At 38.1% G+C, this 19,875-nt stretch carries 15 protein-coding genes; 9 read left to right on the forward strand and 6 right to left on the reverse strand.

Annotated features, from left to right (window positions below):
- Positions 1-39: 39 nt before the first annotated feature.
- The 7 genes from tatC (at position 40) to ade (ending at position 9,057) form a co-directional block, all read left to right on the forward strand.
- Positions 40-924, forward strand: a complete 885-nt coding sequence (tatC, locus tag ACJVDH_RS18155) for a twin-arginine translocase subunit TatC (protein ID WP_443944817.1) — start codon at positions 40-42, stop codon at positions 922-924.
- Positions 925-969: 45 nt separating this feature from the next.
- Positions 970-1,407: a ribose 5-phosphate isomerase B gene (gene rpiB / locus ACJVDH_RS18160; RefSeq protein ID WP_443944818.1), complete on the forward strand. Its 438-nt coding sequence runs from the start codon at positions 970-972 to the stop codon at positions 1,405-1,407.
- Between the two features lie 23 nt (positions 1,408-1,430).
- A complete protein-coding gene (locus ACJVDH_RS18165; protein ID WP_443944819.1) occupies positions 1,431-3,065 on the forward strand; it encodes a M28 family peptidase in 1,635 nt (544 codons plus the stop codon).
- Positions 3,066-3,250: 185 nt separating this feature from the next.
- Positions 3,251-4,636: a LutB/LldF family L-lactate oxidation iron-sulfur protein gene (locus ACJVDH_RS18170; RefSeq protein ID WP_443944820.1), complete on the forward strand. Its 1,386-nt coding sequence runs from the start codon at positions 3,251-3,253 to the stop codon at positions 4,634-4,636.
- A 303-nt stretch (positions 4,637-4,939) separates the two neighbouring features.
- Positions 4,940-5,203 (forward strand): hypothetical protein, encoded by a 264-nt coding sequence (locus ACJVDH_RS18175; protein WP_443944821.1) that lies wholly within the window; start codon positions 4,940-4,942, stop codon positions 5,201-5,203.
- A 140-nt stretch (positions 5,204-5,343) separates the two neighbouring features.
- Positions 5,344-7,317, forward strand: a complete 1,974-nt coding sequence (locus tag ACJVDH_RS18180) for an alpha-ketoacid dehydrogenase subunit alpha/beta (RefSeq protein ID WP_443944822.1) — start codon at positions 5,344-5,346, stop codon at positions 7,315-7,317.
- Between the two features lie 102 nt (positions 7,318-7,419).
- Positions 7,420-9,057, forward strand: a complete 1,638-nt coding sequence (gene ade, locus ACJVDH_RS18185; RefSeq protein ID WP_443944823.1) for an adenine deaminase — start codon at positions 7,420-7,422, stop codon at positions 9,055-9,057.
- A 29-nt stretch (positions 9,058-9,086) separates the two neighbouring features.
- On the opposite strand, the gene ACJVDH_RS18190 is transcribed toward ade, so the two are convergent.
- From ACJVDH_RS18190 to ACJVDH_RS18200, 3 genes are all read right to left on the reverse strand, one after another.
- Positions 9,087-9,695 carry a SprT-like domain-containing protein gene (locus tag ACJVDH_RS18190; protein ID WP_443944824.1) on the reverse strand — a complete coding sequence of 203 codons (609 nt, stop codon included), beginning with the start codon at positions 9,693-9,695 and terminating at the stop codon, positions 9,087-9,089.
- Positions 9,696-9,774: 79 nt separating this feature from the next.
- Positions 9,775-10,176: a GxxExxY protein gene (locus ACJVDH_RS18195; protein ID WP_443944825.1), complete on the reverse strand. Its 402-nt coding sequence runs from the start codon at positions 10,174-10,176 to the stop codon at positions 9,775-9,777.
- 57 nt (positions 10,177-10,233) lie between these two features.
- Complete coding sequence (locus tag ACJVDH_RS18200) at positions 10,234-12,504, reverse strand: helix-turn-helix domain-containing protein (RefSeq protein ID WP_443944826.1); 2,271 nt, start codon at positions 12,502-12,504, stop codon at positions 10,234-10,236.
- 235 nt (positions 12,505-12,739) lie between these two features.
- On the opposite strand from ACJVDH_RS18200, the gene ACJVDH_RS18205 reads away from it, so the two are divergent.
- Positions 12,740-14,320, forward strand: coding sequence for a peptide chain release factor 3 (locus tag ACJVDH_RS18205; RefSeq protein WP_443944827.1), 1,581 nt, complete (start codon positions 12,740-12,742; stop codon positions 14,318-14,320).
- A gap of 141 nt (positions 14,321-14,461) precedes the next feature.
- On the opposite strand, the gene ACJVDH_RS18210 is transcribed toward ACJVDH_RS18205, so the two are convergent.
- Positions 14,462-15,976: a glycoside hydrolase family 32 protein gene (locus ACJVDH_RS18210; protein WP_443944828.1), complete on the reverse strand. Its 1,515-nt coding sequence runs from the start codon at positions 15,974-15,976 to the stop codon at positions 14,462-14,464.
- A gap of 189 nt (positions 15,977-16,165) precedes the next feature.
- On the opposite strand from ACJVDH_RS18210, the gene ACJVDH_RS18215 reads away from it, so the two are divergent.
- Entirely contained in the window at positions 16,166-17,023 is an 858-nt protein-coding gene (locus ACJVDH_RS18215; RefSeq protein ID WP_443944829.1) for a mechanosensitive ion channel family protein, read from the forward strand.
- 75 nt (positions 17,024-17,098) lie between these two features.
- On the opposite strand, the gene ACJVDH_RS18220 is transcribed toward ACJVDH_RS18215, so the two are convergent.
- On the reverse strand, positions 17,099-18,352 hold the full coding sequence (locus ACJVDH_RS18220) for a pyridoxal phosphate-dependent aminotransferase (RefSeq protein ID WP_443944830.1): 1,254 nt from the start codon (positions 18,350-18,352) through the stop codon (positions 17,099-17,101).
- Positions 18,353-18,400: 48 nt separating this feature from the next.
- Complete coding sequence (gene argH, locus ACJVDH_RS18225) at positions 18,401-19,732, reverse strand: argininosuccinate lyase (protein ID WP_443944831.1); 1,332 nt, start codon at positions 19,730-19,732, stop codon at positions 18,401-18,403.
- Between the last annotated feature and the right edge of the window lie 143 nt (positions 19,733-19,875).

Consider the following 19,875-nt stretch of genomic DNA (forward strand, 5'->3'; position numbering starts at 1 on the left):
CATTCTATTCAATTAGAATGGTATTTTTGTTTTTGAACCATGAGCAGCAATAAAGAAAGATCATCCTTAATCAAGGCTATAGGAGAAAAAGGTAAAAACATTGAGGCAGAAATGTCTTTTTTTGACCATCTCGACGTTTTACGTAAACATTTAATCCGAGCAGTAATCGCTATCGCTGTTTTCACGGGTATCGCATTTTATTTTAATGAAGAATTGCTGGACAAAGTAATCTTCGGACCGAAAAAGCCTGGATTCTGGACCTACAGGATGATGTGTAAACTGGTAGATATGTTCCCTTCACTTGGGCAAGACATGTGTATCAAAAAAATTAATGGCGAAATTATCAACACAGAAATGGCCGGCCAGTTTAACTTGCAGTTAAACGTATGTGTTATGTGTGGTATTGTGGTTGGTTTCCCCTATCTACTTTGGGAAATCTGGCGTTTTATTAAGCCGGCACTTCATGAAAATGAGCGCAAATCTGCAAGCGGCTTTGTATTTTTCGCTTCGATACTTTTCATTATCGGTATATTATTCGGCTATTTTATCGTTTGTCCGCTATCGGTAAACTTCCTTACAGGTTACACGGTAAGTGCAGAAATCAAAAATACATTTACAGTAGATTCTTATCTATCATCTGTTGCAACTTTGACCTTAGGTACCGGAATCATCTTCGAATTGCCGATTATCATCTTCATTTTATCGAAATTAGGATTGATGACGCCTAAGCTGATGCGTTCTAGCAGAAGATATGCAGCCGTAATTATCCTGATCATTGCAGCAATTGTAACACCAACGCCAGACATTATGACGATGTTGATTGTTGCTACACCACTATTTTTACTTTATGAGTTGAGCATTTTCGTTTCAGCATATATAGATCGCAAACGCAAGAAAGCAGAAAAAGAATTTTATACCAGTTAACAAAAACATTACGAACGAATTTTAATATTCTCTATACTTTTGACCATGCCCGTTAACCGATTTAAAATTGCCATTGGCGCTGATCATGCAGGTTTTGAATATAAAGAAGCTTTAATCAAACATCTTGTTAATTTCGAAGTTAAAGACTTTGGCCCATACTCTTCAGATTCTGTAGATTATCCCGATTTTGCACATCCGGTTGCATCTGCTGTAGAAAACGGAGGTTTTGATTACGGCATTTTACTATGTGGTTCTGCAAACGGCGTGGCCATTACAGCAAATAAACATCAGCATATCCGTGCAGGTCTTTGCTGGGAAAATGAAGTAGCTGCATTGGTACGCAAGCACAACAATGCGAATATTTTGTGCATTCCGGCCAGGTTTGTATCAGAAGAACAAGCGAAAGAAATTACAGATACTTTTCTCCGTACAGAATTTGAAGGTGGCAGACACCAGAATAGAATTGATAAAATTTCTTGTTAACAAGAACTCAACTAACTTATTATATGAATAAACGATTTTTAACCCTTACATTGGCCTCGCTGTTATCGGCAAGCTGTTTTGCTCAGGTAAAACCTTTACCTCAAAATAAAGACGCAGTCCGGTTTAGCAAAGCCATCAATCCGGAAAACGCATACAAACACCTTTCTGTACTGGCTTCTGATGAATATGAAGGCCGTGAAACCGGAACTAAAGGTGCGTGGATGGCTGCAGATTACATTCGCGATTATTTCAAATCACTTGGCTTAAAAGGTCCTGTGAATGGAAGTTATTTCCAGAAAATTGATTTGGTAAACGTTACACTCAAAGAAAGCCATGTTACTCTTAACGGGCAGCCAAAAGAATACCAGAAAGATTTTGTGGTACAACCCACGCTAATTAGCGATAACGGTTTTACTTTCTCTGCTGATCAGATTGTTTTTGTTGGATATGCATTAAACAAAGACGGATATAATGATTTCAGCGGACAAGACATTCAAGGTAAAGTGGTCATGATGTTTAACAGCGGAGACCCAACCTTAGCCGCCGGAACACGTATAGACCGTGCAACATATCGTGCCATTTTAGAAAAACGAGCTGCTTTCTTCGCTCAAAATAAGGTTAAAGGCATTTTAATCATTGATCCAACTGTTGATCGTTTAGATGCAAATGGAAAAGCCAACATGAACAACGGACGTGTTTTGGTGAAATCAAAAAGTGCCATAGAAGCACAACAACAAAATGATATTCCGAGAATTTCTATCTCTACAGCTTTTGCAAATGAATTGTTAAAAGGCGCCAATACAACGGTTGCAGATCTTCAGAAAAAAATCATCGACAGTAAACAACCAGCATCTCAGGTTTTAAATGTTCCTTTCTCTGCCAGTGCAGCGAAAACAGAAACTGCGGTTAGATGTGAAAACGTTCTTGGCTTTTTAGAAGGTTCAGATCCAAAACTTAAAAATGAAGTATTAATTCTTACCGGGCATTACGATCACATTGGTTTGGTAACCAACCCAAATGCCACGGATAAAGTAAATAATGGTGCAGATGACGACGGTTCTGGTACCACTGGCGTACTTTTAATGGCCAAAGCATTTACCGATGCCAAAAAAGCTGGAAAAGGTCCAAAACGCAGCATTCTTTTTATGACTGTAGTTGGCGAAGAAAAAGGATTGTGGGGATCTAACTGGTATTCAGAAAACCCGGTTTTCCCTGTTGAAAATACAATTGCCGATTTGAATACAGATATGATTGGCCGTATCGGCGAAGAATATTTGGGTAAACCAGATTCCGCTAACTACATTTATTCTGTAGGTTCTAAAATGTTAAGTAGCGATCTTGCAAACCTAAGCGAGCAGGTAAATGCAACTTATACCAAAATAAAACTGGATTATAAATATGATGACCCGAAGGATACAGAGCAAATTTATTACCGCTCAGATCATTACAACTTCGCAAAGCTAGGCATTCCAATTATTTTCTATTACGATGGTATGTTGCAGCAAGACTACCACAAACCTGGAGATGAAGTAAGCAAAATCAACTTCCCGCTATTGTCTAAAAGAGCCAAACTTACCTATTACACCGCATGGGAACTGGCCAACAGAGCAAAGCGCCCGGTTGTAGATATGGATGGAAAAGGAAATCCAAAAAAATAAAATCGAAAGGCCTCTTGAAAATTCAAGGGGCATTTTTCGTTTAAAGCCTAAACCAAATATCTGTAAAATCAATACGAATTTTGGTTATATAGAAACTCAGCATGGTTTCCTATCTTTGGCCATTAATGCAGATTAGTTGAAACAAAGTGAATTGATCTTCGTTACAGATTACAAAACAAAAGCCGATGAAAACTGCCGAGGAATTTTTAGAGAAATCAGACGAGAAAGCATTCGATATTCCCCATCGCAATACCATCAATTATAATATTGGCAAATACAATGTTGCCGTAGCACGAGGCATTTCACGATTGGAGAATCTCGAAGCGTCAAAGAAAAAGGCACATGCAATTAAATGGCGGGTGATGGAAAATCTGGATAAATTTCTTCCGGAATTTGAGGCCAATTTTCAACGCCGTGGCGGAAAGGTGATTTGGGCAAATGATGCCGAAGAAGCACAGAAAGAAATTCTGAATATTATTCAGCGCGCCGATGGTAAAACTGTAATCAAGTCAAAATCTATGACAACGGAGGAAATTCACATCAACGATTTCCTTGCAAAAAATGGAATAGAATCCCTGGAAAGCGATTTAGGCGAATATATTGTTCAGTTGCTTGGGCAGGCGCCATATCATATCGTAACACCAGCAATGCATTTGAGTGCAACGGATATAGCAAAACTTTTTCATGAAAAATTCAATACGCCGATAGATGCAACTCCACCGCAATTGGTGCAGAAAGCGAGAGAATTGCTGCGCGATAAATACCTGCGGGCAGATATTGGCATTAGTGGCGGAAATTTCTTAATTGCCGATACAGGCAGCATTGCCCTTACAGAAAATGAAGGCAACGCGCGTTTAAGTACCACATTTCCAAAAATTCATATCGCCATTGTAGGTATCGAAAAAGTAATTCCATCACTTGCAGATTTAGATTTATTTTGGCCTTTGCTGGCCACACATGGAACAGGACAAAATTTAACGGTATACAACTCGATTTTAAGCGGCCCGCGGCAAGCCAATGAAACCGACGGACCTGAAGAAATGTATGTAATCCTGCTGGATAATGGCCGCACAAATTTGCTGGCTCAGAAAGACCAACGCCAGGGTTTATACTGCATCCGTTGTGGCGCATGTTTAAATGCTTGTCCGGTGTATAAAAATATTGGCGGACATACATACAATACCACATATAGCGGCCCCATCGGTTCGGTAATTACGCCACATTTTAAAGGCATGGAAGAATTTAAACACCTAAGTTATGCTTCCAGCTTATGCGGAAAATGCTCAGAAGTCTGTCCGGTAAAAATTGACATTCATAAAATGCTTCTGCTCAATCGTAGAGATGCAGCAGCCGCACATGAAAACGGGAAGGTTGAAGAAGTAGGCTGGGGAATGTTTAACCGTATGATGCAAAAACGTAAATGGATGGACTTTTTTGGAGGAAAATTTAAGAATTATATGCTGAAAACTTTCTTTAGGAAAAGCTGGGGCAAACATCGGGAACTGCCAAATGTAGCAGACAAATCTTTCTCCAAACAATGGGAAGATCTGAAAAAAAAGCGCGAAGACTAAGCTATATATTAATCATTTCATTCGACATTTAATCCATAAATCTATAACGGATTCGGCTTACATTTTTGTTATATTTGATTTACCGACTAAACTGATCCAAATATGGAAACGATTTTGCTGCAAATTACAAACGAGAAAGCTTATAAACTTTTACAAGATTTAGAAGCGTTAGATATTGTTAAAATTTTGGAAAAAAAAGAAGCGCCAACAGAAAGTCTATGAAAGAAATTCGCCATCTTCACTAAATCTTACTGATCAACAATACGAAGAATTTCAGTAATATATCATTGATACCAGAAATGAATGGGAAAGGAATATTTAATTGACACCAATACCATTATTGACTATCTTGATAATAAAATTGGTAGAGATGGAATGTTATTTATGCATCCAATTATAGATCGCGTTCCAAATAGATCTTTCATAAATAAAACCGAGTTATTGGGATTTAATACTACAGCAGATGGGTATCAGACATTACTTGATTTTACAAACTCAAGCAACGTCGTCGGCTTAACAGAAGAAATCATAGATTCTCAATCAATATTTGTAAAATGTCTAAAATAAAACTTCCCGATGCCATAATCGCCACAACTGATATAACTCAAAACCTAACTTTGATCACCTGAAACTTTTCCGATTTTTAAAAAATCAAAAACCTGAAAATGGTCAACGCTTGGGACAACTCCTCTCTTAAATAACAAAACATGCAATTCAACCGCGGACATAAAGACAACAAATTTTTAATTGATTTGTACAAAAAGCTTCTTTATCCACGTATGGTTGAAGAGAAAATGCTCAAGCTTCTCCGTCAGGGCAGAATTGGAAAATGGTTTTCAGGCATCGGTCAGGAGGCCATTTCAGTTGGTTCTACGCTGGCCATGCAAAGCAACGAGTATATTTTGCCCATGCACCGCAATCTGGGCGTATTTACCAGTCGGGGTATTCCATTAAAAAAACTAATGGCCCAATGGCAAGGCAAAGCAACCGGTTTTACCAAAGGCCGTGATCGCTCTTTTCATTTCGGTACGCAGGAATATAAAATTATTGGGATGATTTCTCATCTCGGTCCGCAAATGGCACTTGCCGATGGAATTGCATTGGCAGACACCTTAAATAAATCAGCCAAAGTAACATTGGTGTATACTGGAGAAGGCGCAACAAGCGAAGGTGATTTTCATGAAGCCGTAAACCTAGCAGCAGTTTGGAACCTGCCGGTTATTTTCCTCATCGAAAATAATGGCTACGGTTTATCTACCCCTACCCAAGAACAATTCAAATGTGAACAACTTACGGATAAAGCAATTGGTTATGGCATTGAGGGTATTCAAATCGATGGAAACAATATTCTGGAAGTTTATGATACCATTAATCGTATTGCGATGGATATCCGGGAAAATCCCCGTCCGATCTTGGTTGAATGCCTGACCTTCAGAATGCGCGGGCACGAAGAAGCATCCGGAACAAAATATGTCCCTCAAACGCTGTTGGATGAATGGGAACAAAAAGATCCAATCCGAAATTTTGAAGCTTTTCTCCTTGAACAAGAAATTTTAGATTCAGACCAGCTCATTGACATCAAAATCAAACAAAAACAAAATATAGATCTGGAAGTAGAAGTTGCTTTTGATGAAGAGGAACCCACTGCAAATGCGTTAAAGGAAGAAAAAGACATGTACTTTCCATTTGTACAATCTCCGGTACTTCCTCAGCAGAACAACTCAAACAAACGATACTTAGATGCAATTACCGATGCCTTGGATTTAGCTTTGGCAAAATACCCGCAGCTAATTATTATGGGCCAAGACATTGCAGAATATGGCGGAGCATTTAAAATTACTGAAGGCCTGGCAGAAAAATATGGTAAAGCAAGGATCAGAAATACACCAATTTGCGAATCTGCAATTGTTGGTGCGGCTTTAGGTCTATCTATTAACGGTTACAAAGCGCTTATGGAAATGCAGTTTGCAGATTTCGCGACCGAAGGTTTCAATCAAATCGTAAATAATCTGGCCAAAACGCATTACCGCTGGGGAGAAAAAGCAGATGTCGTAATCCGCATGCCAACCGGAGCCGGAACGGGCGCAGGTCCATTTCATTCGCAAAGCAATGAGGCTTGGTTTACCAAAACACCAGGGTTGAAAATTGTGTATCCGGCTTTCGCTTGTGATGCAAAAGGTTTACTTTTGGCCGCAATTGAAGACCCAAACCCTGTATTGTACTTTGAACACAAATACCTGTACAGAAATTTAACAGGCGCGGTACCAGAAGGTTATTTTACAACTGAAATTGGAAAAGCAGCAACAGTTTCTGAAGGAAATGAATGTACCATTGTTACGTATGGTTTAGGTGTACATTGGGCGCTGGATTATATCCATGAACATCAGCTCAGCGCCACCGTTGTTGATTTAAGAACATTGCAACCTTGGGATAAAGAAACGGTAAAACTGGCCGTTCAAAGAACGGGGAAAGTTTTGATTTTGCATGAAGATACACTCACGAATGGTTTTGGCTCAGAAATAGCAGCATGGATTGCCGAACATTGTTTTGAATATCTGGATGCACCAATTTTTAGATGTGCTAGTTTAGATACCGCAATTCCGATGAATAAACTTTTAGAAGATGATTTTCTGGCTAAAGCCAGATTAGCAGAAACGATAAATAAATTATTAAAATACTAGAGCGCGATTGATTTGAAAGTAAAAAACTGAAGTTTAATTTCGTTTTCAAAATCAATCGCCAAATAAAAAACCGCAATGTAAACTGGGGTAAAAAGATAAAAGATGAGCCAATTTAAAGTTGAAGGAAACATAGTTGATATTGAAAACCGAAACATATATTTCGGTAAAATATCGGTAGAGGCAGGCAAAATCAAATCAAAGGAAAAGATGTCTGATGCAAAAGATAGTGCCCATTTTATTTTACCCGGATTTATCGACAGCCATGTCCACATTGAAAGCAGTATGCTTATTCCGAGTGAATTTGCCCGCCTTGCTGTTGTACACGGCACGGTTGCTACGATCAGCGATCCGCATGAAATTGCAAATGTCTGCGGTTTGGAAGGTGTAGAATTTATGATTAGTAATGGAAATACTGTTCCCTTTAAATTTAATTTTGGCGCCCCAAGTTGTGTACCTGCTACACATTTTGAAACTGCCGGAGCAGAACTAAATGTTGAAGATGTTCGCGCATTGCTGAGCCGGCCGGAGATCAAATATTTAAGCGAGATGATGAATTTCCCTGGTGTTCTCAATCAAGATAATGATGTAATGGCAAAAATTGCCGCCGCTCATGAGTTTGGGAAACCTGTAGATGGACATGCACCCGGCTTGCGTGGCGGTGCTGTACAACAATATATTGATGCAGGCATTTCTACCGATCACGAGTGTTTTACGGCCGAAGAAGCTTTAGATAAGCTTCAACGCGGAATGAAAATCCTAATTAGAGAAGGAAGTGCTGCAAAAAATTTTGAGGCACTGATTGGCTTGCTGAACGATTGGCCGGAAATGATTATGTTTTGCAGTGATGACAAACATCCAGACAGTTTAGTTGCCGGGCACATTAACGAACTTTGCGCACGCGCCGTAGCTAAAGGAATAGACCTTTTCAATATTTTACAGGCCGCCTGCATCAATCCAATTAAACATTATCAACTTGATGTTGGCAGTTTGAACGTTGGAGACAATGCCGACTTTATTATTTCAAGAGATCTCACAGATTTCAAAGTTGAACAAACTTATATCAATGGCATTTTATTAGCCGAAGAAGGTGAAACTGTTGGTGACTGGATCAAATCCGCAGCCAATAAACCCTCAGTAAACAATTTTGATTGCAGTGTGAAAAGCCCGCAAGATTTCAAACTTCCACATTGTGGAGAAGACCGAATACCTGTTATTGAAGCGCTGGACGGACAACTGATTACACATAAACTTTCGGTAAAACCTCGTGTGCTGAACAATGAAATTGTTTCGGATGTAGATCATGATATTTTAAAAATTGTAGTTGTAAACCGTTATCACGATGCACCCGTGGCTATTTCTTTTGTAAAAAACTTTGGCTTAAAACACGGTGCAATAGCTTCTAGTGTTGCGCATGACAGCCACAATATTATTGCCGTTGGTGTAGATGATGAAAGCATTTGTAAAGCCGTTAACCTGGTTATTGCGCAAACCGGCGGTGTTGTGGCTTTAGGCAATGGAAGAGAAGAGGTTTTAGCTTTGCCGGTAGCGGGTTTAATGAGCGATCATAACGGACACGAAATTGCCGAACAATACACCTCAATAGATCAGTTTGCCAAAAATTTAGGTTCTACGCTAGAAGCACCTTTTATGACACTTTCTTTTATGGCGCTTTTGGTTATCCCGCATTTAAAATTAAGTGATAAAGGTTTGTTTGATGGCGATGAATTTCGATTTATTTAGCAAGGCTTAAAGCAAGGCCTTAAAAAATATTAAGCGAGTACCAAAACTTCTGCCAGCGGATTAAACAGATAGGTTCTTTTATCATCCAGACAAATACAGCGGTATCGTTTACGGATCCGTTCTCCTTTGATAAAACGCCTTCCATCTTTAATTTGAAATGTAGTTTGAATTGGCAACTGCTCTAAATGAAGGCTTTCATCTTTCTGCGGATCGTATTTTTTTAAAGCGCGGGATAAGTGTAAATCAGAACAACTTGATGCAGCCGGATTAGACATGTAATTATCTATAGCCTGATGAATATCGTTTGGGAAAATATGGAGATCAAAAAAGGGAACCATCATCCGCTGGAAGTTCTTTTTCCATTCTAAACCATGTGGTTTCACTTTGTTTTTATGGTCGTTCCAGGTGAGCAAATGTGCAAACTCATGCACTGTAGTTACCAAAAAAGCGTAAGGATTGAGATTGAAGTTTACCGAAATACGATGTCCTTTGCCTTGAAAAGGATGGCGATAATCGCCAAGTTTTGTAGAACGGGTTTTTGAAATTTTAAACTCACATTGAAAATAATCAATCCACCTGGCAATAAGTGGTGCTGCCTGTTCTGGCATGTACTGTTCTAAAAGTTTAACTTTCTCCAATATAAATTTTTATAAAATTTTATAAAAATAACTAAACCATATAAGAAATAGAAGACCAGTAAACAATATCATCAGCACACTAATGTAAAAATCTATACAGCTCGTTAACATACGTTTTTTGTCCGTACTCAAAAATATTCAAGCAATTAAAATTAATCATTAATCCCATTGGTACACTAAGAAGTTTCATGTAGGATAATAGCTGAGCCTGTATTGGCAAGACTTTTTCAACTGCTTTCAATTCTACCACAAGTGCGTTTTCTACAAACAGATCACAAAATAAATCTGTTTGAACCAACTCATCTCTATAGTAAATTGGCACAGACATTTCAGACTTGAACTCAATGCCTCGATGAATCAATTCTCGTTTCAAACATTTATGATAAATGCTTTCCAGTAAGCCTGGCCCCAAAGATTTATGAAACTCAATTGCGGCTCCGTTTACTCTGTAAACAAGATCTTTTAATTCTTCTCTATTCATAAAAGCTTATTTGTTCTTACATCCCTTATATGGTTTATTTTTTCCACTGTGGTTAAATCACTCTTCAGTCGGAAACATCGAAGCCAGTGCCATTTTAATTTCTCCAAAACTATAATCGTGGCCTAAAAAATCTTTAATTGTTTTCATTGATTTTGTTTGAAGGCTTTCTACAGCAGAGCTTATATTTCTCAGTTTATTGGCTTTTACAAAATCTTTAACATCCAATTGTTGTGTAGATACATAATAGGCCAAATGACCTTCAATTGTTGTAAGTGAAAATCCGCGTTCTTTTGCAATTTCGTCTATCGTTTTACCCTGATTGTACATATCAAAACTAACCAGTTTTGTATCTACCTTTGGTTCCTTTTTCTTCTTTTCAACTGGCGATTTTACTTTAATTGTTGTGCCTTTTAATTGTACAGCTTTCTCCAGTTGCTTATTCCGCTCAACGGTATTGAGCAGTGCGTCCATATCCCCTTTGCTAAATTCTTTTCCATCAACAAAAGCTTCTAGTAAAGCTTTGCTTTTATGCATCTTTTTTAACTGCTCGTAAATCAATATTTCGAGTTCAAGCAATTCTGTCAAATAGGTTTTGATTTGCTTTTCATCTTTAATGGCTTCGATATGTGCCAAAAAGCGGTCAGAAATTTCCTTGATCAACGGATTAAAATATTTCAATGCTGCATCAACACGTTTAGATACATTGAATAAAGTATGTTCTGTTTTTTGCGCAAACAGATTTTTAAGTTGATTGATGAAGGTATCTGCCGTTGCAGTAATTTTCACAAAATCATCGTAAACCAATTGCGCCCAATCGTCATGTTTTTGCTTCGCAGATTTTCCTTCACTTTTGTCAAAAGTTTGCCTGTGTTCTTTTAAATAATAACGTGTAACATTCAAATCAAACGCAGCCAACAGATAACTTCTGATGAATGTGTAACTTTCTTCTCCAATTTGCTGATTTAAAATATCTTCAGGTTGTTTTGTATTGGAGAAGTAATGAATATTCTGATCTTGTTGTAAACCGGAATCACGCAGGTGCGACGTTAAAACCAAACCTTTTAAAGAGCGCAAGCGCGAAAGCGCAACGTATGCTTGTCCGGGTGCGAATGCGTCGCCAATATCAATAATGGCTTTATCGAAGGTCAAACCCTGACTTTTATGCACCGTTATAGCCCACGCAAGCTTTATGGGATACTGCATAAAAGATCCGGCAACGTTTTCCTGAATTTCGTTTGTTACTTCATCCAGTTTATATTTAACATTTTCCCAGGTGTAAGGCGCAATCTGAATGACCATTTTATCTTCTGGCAATTCTATTTCAATCAAATCCTTTTCGATATGATGAACGATACCAAGTTTACCGTTATAATACCTTTTTTCTCCTGTCATGTCATTTTTGATAAACATGATTTGTGCACCAACTTTTAATTCAAGGCTTTTATCATTTGGGTACGCATACTCATTAAATTCTCCCTGAATCTTCGCTTCAAAAAAGTAAGATTTGGTTTTTAGTTGTGTAATCCGCTCGCGGTTTATACTGTCGGCTTTATGGTTGTGCGTGGTTAATGTAATGAAATTTTCATTGGCTGCTGGCTTAAAATCCTGTTTAAAATGTTGACGAAGAAGTGCGGTATCATCTGCATGAATTTGATTGTTGCGCAGATTGTTTAATAAATTGATAAACACGGCATCATCCTGACGGTAAATTTTATCCAGTTCAATATAAACCGGAGGATTTTCCTGCAAGGCCAAAGCATCAAAAAAGTAAATACTTTTATAAAATTTAGCCATAATTCGCCACTCATCGTTTTTCACTACCGGCGGTAGCTGATGAAGATCACCAATAAATAAAAGCTGAACTCCGCCAAAAGGTACATTTTTATTTCGCCTAACATAACGTAAGGCAAAGTCAATCGCATCCAGCATATCGGCGCGTAACATACTTACCTCATCAATAACCAAAAGCTCTACCTCTTGCAACATGCGTCTTTTATTGCCTTGCATGTTCAGGTGCTTAACCAACGTTCTGGGTGTATTAAAATTAAAATTGATGTTTTCATTTACAAGCGCACCGGCAGCATCTGGAAAAAACGCACCAAAAGGCAATTGAAATAAAGAATGGATAGTAACCCCGGCAGCATTAATTGCAGCAATACCTGTTGGTGCACAGATTAAGGTTTTCTTATGCGTAAGCTTAATCAGTCTTCTTAGAAATGTAGTTTTACCTGTACCTGCTTTCCCGGTTAGAAAAACATGTTTAGAGGTATAATTCACAAATTTCGCTGCAATTTCTGCAGGCATAGAAGTTTCTTCTACAATTGGCATCGGCAATAATTTTTAGGTTTGGCTTTATCAGGGAGGAACAAATAAAACTAAACAATTTAGCACAAAAATAGAAATATTGCCGGGCTTTCTGCCAACGCTTACAATATCCGCTGTGCATAAGTATACAATTGCCCAGTTTTTATTATCTTTGCAACCTCATGAAGCACAACTCTAAAATCCTAGTTTCCACCAGATTTCTTTAGCGCTTCCTCCTATCTTATAATTTCCTTTTATTATGCTTAACCCCGAAATAGAAAAACGCAAAACCTTTGCTATTATTAGTCACCCCGATGCGGGCAAAACCACACTTACAGAAAAGTTTCTGTTGTTTGGAGGTGCCATTAATACGGCTGGTGCAGTAAAAAGGAATAAGGCAAACCAAAGCAATACTTCAGATTTTATGGAGATTGAGCGTCAGCGTGGAATTTCTGTAGCCACATCGGTTATGGGTTTTGAATATAGCGACAAACGCATTAATATTTTGGATACGCCGGGTCACAAAGATTTCGCAGAAGATACCTATCGTACACTTTCAGCGGTAGATAGTGTAATTCTTGTGGTAGATTGTGTTAAAGGTGTTGAAGAGCAAACGGAGAAACTGATGTCAGTTTGCCGCATGCGAAATACGCCGGTAATTATTTTCGTCAATAAAATGGATCGTGAAGGTAAGGATGCATTTGATCTTTTGGACGAAATTGAAGAGAAACTAGCCATTAGTCTTTGTCCGCTTTCGTGGCCCATTGGACAAGGACATACGTTTAAAGGTGTATATAGCATATACAACAAACACCTTAATTTATTTAATTCTGATAAAACCAAGGTTACGGATTCTGTTGTAGCGGTTAATAATCTTGATGATGAAGCGCTTTTAGATTATCTTAAAGACAACGAAGTACAGACTTTAAAAGACGATGCCGAACTTGTAAACGGCGTTTATGGCGATTTAGATATTAGTTTATATAAAGAAGGTTTAGTGGCGCCTGTATTTTTTGGTAGCGCAATCAATAACTTTGGGATTAAGGAACTTTTAGACACGTTCATTGACATTGCGCCGAGTCCGCGCCACCGCGAAGCAGAACAACGTGATGTATTGGTAGATGAAAAGAATTTTACCGGTTTCGTTTTTAAAATTCATGCCAATTTAGATCCGAAACATCGCGATCGTATTGCCTTTTTACGCATTTGTTCGGGCAAATTTGAGCGCAATAAATTTTACTACCATACTCGTCAGGATAAGAAACTGAAATTCAGTAATCCGATGGATTTTATGGCAAATGAAAAAAGCATTGTTGAAGAGGCTTGGCCGGGCGATGTTGTAGGTTTATATGATAGTGGAAATTTCAAAATTGGCGATACGCTTACTGAAGGCGAAAAGCTTCAGTTTAAAGGCATACCAAGTTTTTCTCCATCAATCTTTAAGGAAGTAGAAAATATGGATCCTATGCGCACCAAACAGCTTGAAAAAGGTATTGAGCAGCTAACGGATGAAGGTGTTGCGCAATTGTTTGTAATGCAACCCGGAAACCGGAAAGTGATTGGTGCTGTTGGAGAACTTCAGTTCGAAGTAATTAACTTTCGTTTAGAACATGAATATGGTGCAAAATGCAGATTCCGTACTTTGAGTTATAGCAGATCGAGCTGGGTAAATTCTACCGATCGCAAAAAACTGGATGAATTTGTAAAAAGAAAACAAGCGCATATTGGAACGGATAAAGAAGGACTTCCCGTTTATCTTGCCGATAACGATTATATGATCAATTTAACCAAACAGGATTATCCGGATATCGAATTTTTCAAAACCAGCGAATTTAAGTAAGTCGGAGGTTAGTAGGCCGAAGTCTGAAGATATACAACAAAGCTCCTTTCAAAATGTTGAGAGGAGCTTTGTTTTTATAACACAATTGGATTCTGGCGATTATCCCCAAAAAAAGAACTTCAATTTTATCTGCTTAACTCCTTAATTCAAATTCCAAACCTTAAAATTCTTCAGTTGCGCTATATCTCCTTTAGCAAATGCAGATATTCCATTTGCATTTTTTCCCGGAAATACCATCGTAGTAATTACTTTTTCTCCTCCATTGGCAAATACTTCTAGCGATGATTGATCAATCAGAATCTGAAATTTTACTTTGCCCTTAAGCGGATGAATCTTTGTTTTTTGAACCAGATTTTTATCCTCTTTGATTCCTTTTTCTGAGCGAGAACAATCTACATATAACTCTTGCTGATCTGCGTAGTAGCCAACTTCTACTTCTTTAACTACATTTCCTTTATCATCTTTAAGTTGCAAAATTTTAATGCCCACGGTTTTCGCATGTTGAAGATCAAATTCTGCATCAATCCAATTGGAATTTGACAAGCTATCCAAGCGCAATTCTCCGCGGATTTCGAGGTTTTGCTTAGAAAAAATGCGGTTTTTTGATAAACTGTTTAATTTTTCCCCGATAATGGATGTTGGTTGCTGAAATAGACGAATGCCTTCCGGTGTTGATCTAAGCGATAAATCTCTGGGGATAGACATTTGTCCTTTCCAAGGAAAAGTTTTACTGTTTCCGGGTTGTAACCAGCCAAGCAAAATCGATTTGGCATTTGGTGCGTTGTTCCAGGGAATTGCGGCATAAAAAGAATCGCCATCATCTACAGTCAATGTCCAATCTGCAGGATTATTATTTTTAAAAGTTTTACCATCAAAATCGCCAATAAAATACTGCATCATTGGTCCGCGCGGGCCGAAAAGCGAAATTGCCAAAACCCATTTCACATCGTCTTGATTTTCATCAACGGCTAAAGGAATTAAAAACGGGCATTCCCACCCATTTCCGGTATTGCCTTCGGGGCCAAAATCACTTAAAGCCGTCCAATCTCTCAAGTTTTTTGAGCCATAAATGAGTGCCTGATGTTCATCTACCATTGCAACTGTCATAATCCATTGTTTAGAAGCGCTATGCCACCAAACATTAGGATCTCTAAAATCTTTCTTATTTAGGTTGAGGATTGGATTTTTCTGATAATTGGTAAACGTTAAACCGCCGTCATTACTGTAAGCCAAATATTGCGATTCATTGTGCTGTTTGGGTAAATCTGCAGTGTAAAATGCCACCAACGGTGCTTTTCCATTTTTTCCGAATCCGCTTACATTTTCTTTATCTAAAACGGCAGAGCCTGAAAAAATCATAGTTGTGGTATCTGCGGTAATTTTTTCAGGAATCGCCACAGGCAAATGTTTCCAATTTACTAAATCTTTACTCATGGCGTGCCCCCAACTCATGTGCCCCCATTTATTCTCAAACGGATTGTACTGATAATACAGGTGAAATTCTCCATTCAAAAAAATCAAACCATTTGGATCATTAATCCAGTTTTTCTCTGCGGTAAAATGGTAGTTCGGACGCCATTGAAGTGTCGGTTCTTGCGCGATACTCTGGAGGGATAAAAGCATCACTGCACAGGCGATAATTTTATTGAATTGCATGTCTTTCTATTTGGTTAAGCAGATTTTATAAACATTTTTAGTTGAAAATAAATTTAACATAAAGCACTTAAAAGTTGCTTCATTGACAGCAAATTATCTTTGTTATTTATTTAAACGCTTTTTTGATGTAAAACAGATAAGCCTTACATTTGGCTAATCCCTCCGTTAAAGAACTAAAACACAGTAACTATGCAAGAACCTTTAAATTTAGATCCTACAAAAATCGATAGCACTTGGGACAAATTTTCATCAACAGCGATGGATTATGCACCTAAAATTGCAACAGCTGTAGTCTCAGCAATTATTATTGCTTTACTGGGATTATGGATTATCAAAATTATCAATAAGATTGTCACCAAAATTTTCGAAAAACAAAAGGTTGACCTTTCGCTCAGACGTTTTTTAAGTACGCTTATCGATTGGTCGTTAAAAATTCTTCTGTTTATCATTGTGATTACTCAACTGGGTGTTCAAACTTCTGCTTTCATCGCGATGATCGGTGCCGCTGGTTTAGCTATTGGTTTGGCTTTACAAGGTTCGTTATCAAATTTTGCAGGCGGCGTGTTAATTCTAACATTACGTCCTTTTAAAATTGGTGATTACATCTCTAGCAGCACAGGTGTTTCCGGAACAGTTGTTTTAATCGATATTTTCAATACGAAATTACAGACACCTCAAAATCAGTTGGTGGTGGTTCCAAATGGAACGCTTTCTAACAGCAGTATTACCAATTTTACAGAACTTGGAACAAGGAGAACCTGGTTTGATATTGGCGTTTCGTACAGTGCAGATTTAAAAAAAGCAAAAGATATTTTATTAAGTGTCGCAGAAAAAAATACGTATGCACACAAAGATCCGGCGCCTCAAATTGTAGTTACAGCGCTCGGAGATAGTTCTGTAAACTTATCTATACGCGTAACAACCTCAAATGATGATTTCTGGACGATGAATGAACAGCTAATTATCGATTGTAAAAAAGCATTAGACGAGGCCGGTATAGAAATTCCATTTCCCCAGACCGATGTACATATCATCAACAATCCTTAAAGGCAGTTTGGTTAAAACAAAAATCCCTCAGCATTTTATCATGATGAGGGATTTTTTATTACCTAATTTTAGTTGTTATTTCAGTTTGCTCAAGGCAACTTTAATACGCGGCATCATATCTTTAATGTCTTGTAAAGTACAGGCGCCAACAGATGCTCTAAACCAAGGCATAGAATCTTCGTTGCCAAAGGCAGAAAAAGGAACTAAAGCTACACCGGCTTCTTTAATTAAATAAAAGTTCACATCTGCACTGTCTTTCAACAATTGGCCATCTTCAGTTGTTTTTCCGATATAATCAATTTTAATGGTCAGGTAAATGGCCCCCATAGGTTCAACAGCATTTACAGCGAAACCTTCTGATTTAAGTTCTTGGAAACCTTCATAAAGCGCGGATAAACTGTCCTGAATTTTTGCCTTAAAGGCGGTTAGAAAACGATCTAGTTCTACTTTATCGGCAAAATATTTTGCCATTGCAACTTGTTCTGCTTTTGGAGACCATGCGCCCATATGGCCAACCAGTGCTTTCATTTTATCGACAATAGATGCCGGCCCAAAACCCCAGCCAACACGCACGCCAGTTGCAGCTAAGCATTTTGAACTTCCATCTACAAAAACAGTATAATCGCGCATTTCTGGTCGTAAACTTACCGGATTTACATGCTCTACACCAAAAGTAAGCAAAGAATAAATCTGATCGTACATCATGTACAAAGGTTTTTCATCCGCTCCGCGAGATTGGTTTTCTTCCAATACAACATCACAAATTTCAGCAAGCTGATCGGCAGTAAACATCGTTCCGGTAGGATTCAATGGTGAACATAAAGCCAATAAAGTTGCCCCTTTCAAATGCGGTTTTAGTTGCGCTGCTGTAGGCATAAAATTATGTTCTGCATCGGTTTCTACAGCAATTGCATTTGCCGATGTTAAGTGGCAATAATGATTGTTATTCCATGATGGAGCAGGAAAAACTACTGTATCTCCGGGATCAATCAGAGCAAGATATGTTGCATAAATTAATGGTCTGGAGCCACCTGCAACCAGAATTTCATTATTTTTATAATCGAGATTGAAACGATCTTTTAAAACCTCTACCACAGTATCGCGTAAAGGCAAGATACCATCTGCCGGCGGATAATTGGTTTGATTTTGATGATAAGCTTCTACAATTCCTGCTTTTAATGCTTCTGGAATTGGATAAATATTTGAATCGAAATCGCCAATAGTCAAATTCGCAATGGTTGCACCTGTGCGTTTCATCTCATTTACTTCATTTCCAATTTTGATAATCTCTGAGCCAATTAATGAGTTGGCGAGTACTGAAACTTTCATATTTTTTGTTTTTAACCTATACAGCTGTTTGTTACCGATCTGATTTTATTATTTAACCAGATTTTCGATCGCTCTTTTTACTTTTTCGAAACCAAACTGACTACAAACGGCTTGCATTGATGCAGAAATTTCTTCGTTGCATAAATTGCCAATGCTCCCCTCATGAGTATGATGAATTTGGTTAGATGGAGCAAAAGTACCGTTTTCTATCTGTTCGCCAACAATTTTATATGCTTCTCTGAAAGGAACGCCTTGCAAAGCCAAATCATTTACCACTTCTACACTAAATAAGTAATCGTATTTTTTATCTTTCAGGATATCATCTTTAATGCTGATATTCTGAAACATGAAGGTTGCCATTTCCAAACATTCGTTAAGCGAAGAAATTGCCGGAAAAAGGTTTTCTTTAAGCAATTGCAAATCGCGGTGATAACCTGAAGGAAGGTTGGTAATCATCATAGCAATTTCATTTGGCAATGCCTGGATTTTATTGCAACGCGAACGAATTAGTTCAAATACATCCGGATTTTTTTTGTGTGGCATAATGCTGGAACCGGTTGTTAATTCTGGCGGAAAGCTGATAAATCCGAAGTTCTGATTGATGAAAAGACACACATCCATCGCCATTTTAGCCAATGATGCAGCAATCGCAGACATCGCCTGCGCCAGAATACGTTCCGTTTTACCACGGCCCATTTGCGCATATACCACATTGTAATTAAGGCTTTCAAAACCCAATAAATTTGTAGTAAGCGTACGGTTTAATGGAAATGATGATCCATAACCCGCAGCAGAACCTAAAGGATTTTTATTGGTAATTTTCCAGGCAGCAAGCATCAATTCTAAATCATCTGCTAAACTTTCTGCATAAGCACCAAACCACAAGCCAAAAGAAGAAGGCATTGCAATCTGAAGATGCGTATACCCCGGCATCAGTTTATCTTTATGCGTATTGCTAAGTTCAATAAGTTGGTTAAACAAAACCGAAGTATTGTTTACCATATCTTCTATACAGCTTCTGAAAAAGAGTTTCAAATCTACCAGAACCTGATCATTACGAGAGCGGCCACTGTGTATTTTTTTGCCTGCTTCTCCAATACGTTGGGTAAGCAACCATTCTACCTGAGAGTGCACATCTTCTACACTGTTTTCGATGGTGAAATTGCCAGCCTCAATTTCTGCATAAATATTCTTCAGTTCGGCTTGTACTATGCTGAGTTCTTCGGCAGTAAGCAAATCGATTGTTTCTAGCATTTGGGTGTGTGCAAGCGAACCAAGCACATCAAATTTTGCCATCTGCAAATCCAGTTCGCGGTCTTTACCTACAGTAAAACTTTCTACAAATTGGTTTACATCAATATTTTTTTGCCAAATTTTCATTCAAAAAATCATTTAAAACCTGCAAAATACTTCGTACAGATTCAATTAAAACATGTGTTAAAGGCTTTATTTCGCCCAAAAAATTTATCGGCAAAAGTACGATAAATCGGTCATAACTCAGACACTTAACATTTGTTAATATA

The sequence above is a fragment of the Pedobacter terrestris genome, from assembly GCF_052343045.1.
GTDB lineage: Bacteria > Bacteroidota > Bacteroidia > Sphingobacteriales > Sphingobacteriaceae > Pedobacter.

Excerpts from the sequence above, each read along its gene's own strand:
- ade (WP_443944823.1), top strand. The coding sequence starts at position 7,420 with ATGAGCCAATTTAAAGTTGAAGGAAACATAGTTGATATTGAAAACCGA.
- ACJVDH_RS18180 (WP_443944822.1), top strand. The coding sequence starts at position 5,344 with ATGCAATTCAACCGCGGACATAAAGACAACAAATTTTTAATTGATTTG.
- ACJVDH_RS18210 (WP_443944828.1), bottom strand. The coding sequence starts at position 15,976 with ATGCAATTCAATAAAATTATCGCCTGTGCAGTGATGCTTTTATCCCTC.
- ACJVDH_RS18165 (WP_443944819.1), top strand. The coding sequence starts at position 1,431 with ATGAATAAACGATTTTTAACCCTTACATTGGCCTCGCTGTTATCGGCA.
- ACJVDH_RS18205 (WP_443944827.1), top strand. The coding sequence starts at position 12,740 with ATGCTTAACCCCGAAATAGAAAAACGCAAAACCTTTGCTATTATTAGT.
- tatC (WP_443944817.1), top strand. The coding sequence starts at position 40 with ATGAGCAGCAATAAAGAAAGATCATCCTTAATCAAGGCTATAGGAGAA.
- ACJVDH_RS18220 (WP_443944830.1), bottom strand. The coding sequence starts at position 18,352 with ATGAAAGTTTCAGTACTCGCCAACTCATTAATTGGCTCAGAGATTATC.
- ACJVDH_RS18170 (WP_443944820.1), top strand. The coding sequence starts at position 3,251 with ATGAAAACTGCCGAGGAATTTTTAGAGAAATCAGACGAGAAAGCATTC.
- ACJVDH_RS18215 (WP_443944829.1), top strand. The coding sequence starts at position 16,166 with ATGCAAGAACCTTTAAATTTAGATCCTACAAAAATCGATAGCACTTGG.
- argH (WP_443944831.1), bottom strand. The coding sequence starts at position 19,732 with ATGAAAATTTGGCAAAAAAATATTGATGTAAACCAATTTGTAGAAAGT.
- rpiB (WP_443944818.1), top strand. The coding sequence starts at position 970 with ATGCCCGTTAACCGATTTAAAATTGCCATTGGCGCTGATCATGCAGGT.
- ACJVDH_RS18175 (WP_443944821.1), top strand. The coding sequence starts at position 4,940 with ATGGGAAAGGAATATTTAATTGACACCAATACCATTATTGACTATCTT.
- ACJVDH_RS18195 (WP_443944825.1), bottom strand. The coding sequence starts at position 10,176 with ATGAATAGAGAAGAATTAAAAGATCTTGTTTACAGAGTAAACGGAGCC.
- ACJVDH_RS18200 (WP_443944826.1), bottom strand. The coding sequence starts at position 12,504 with ATGCCAATTGTAGAAGAAACTTCTATGCCTGCAGAAATTGCAGCGAAA.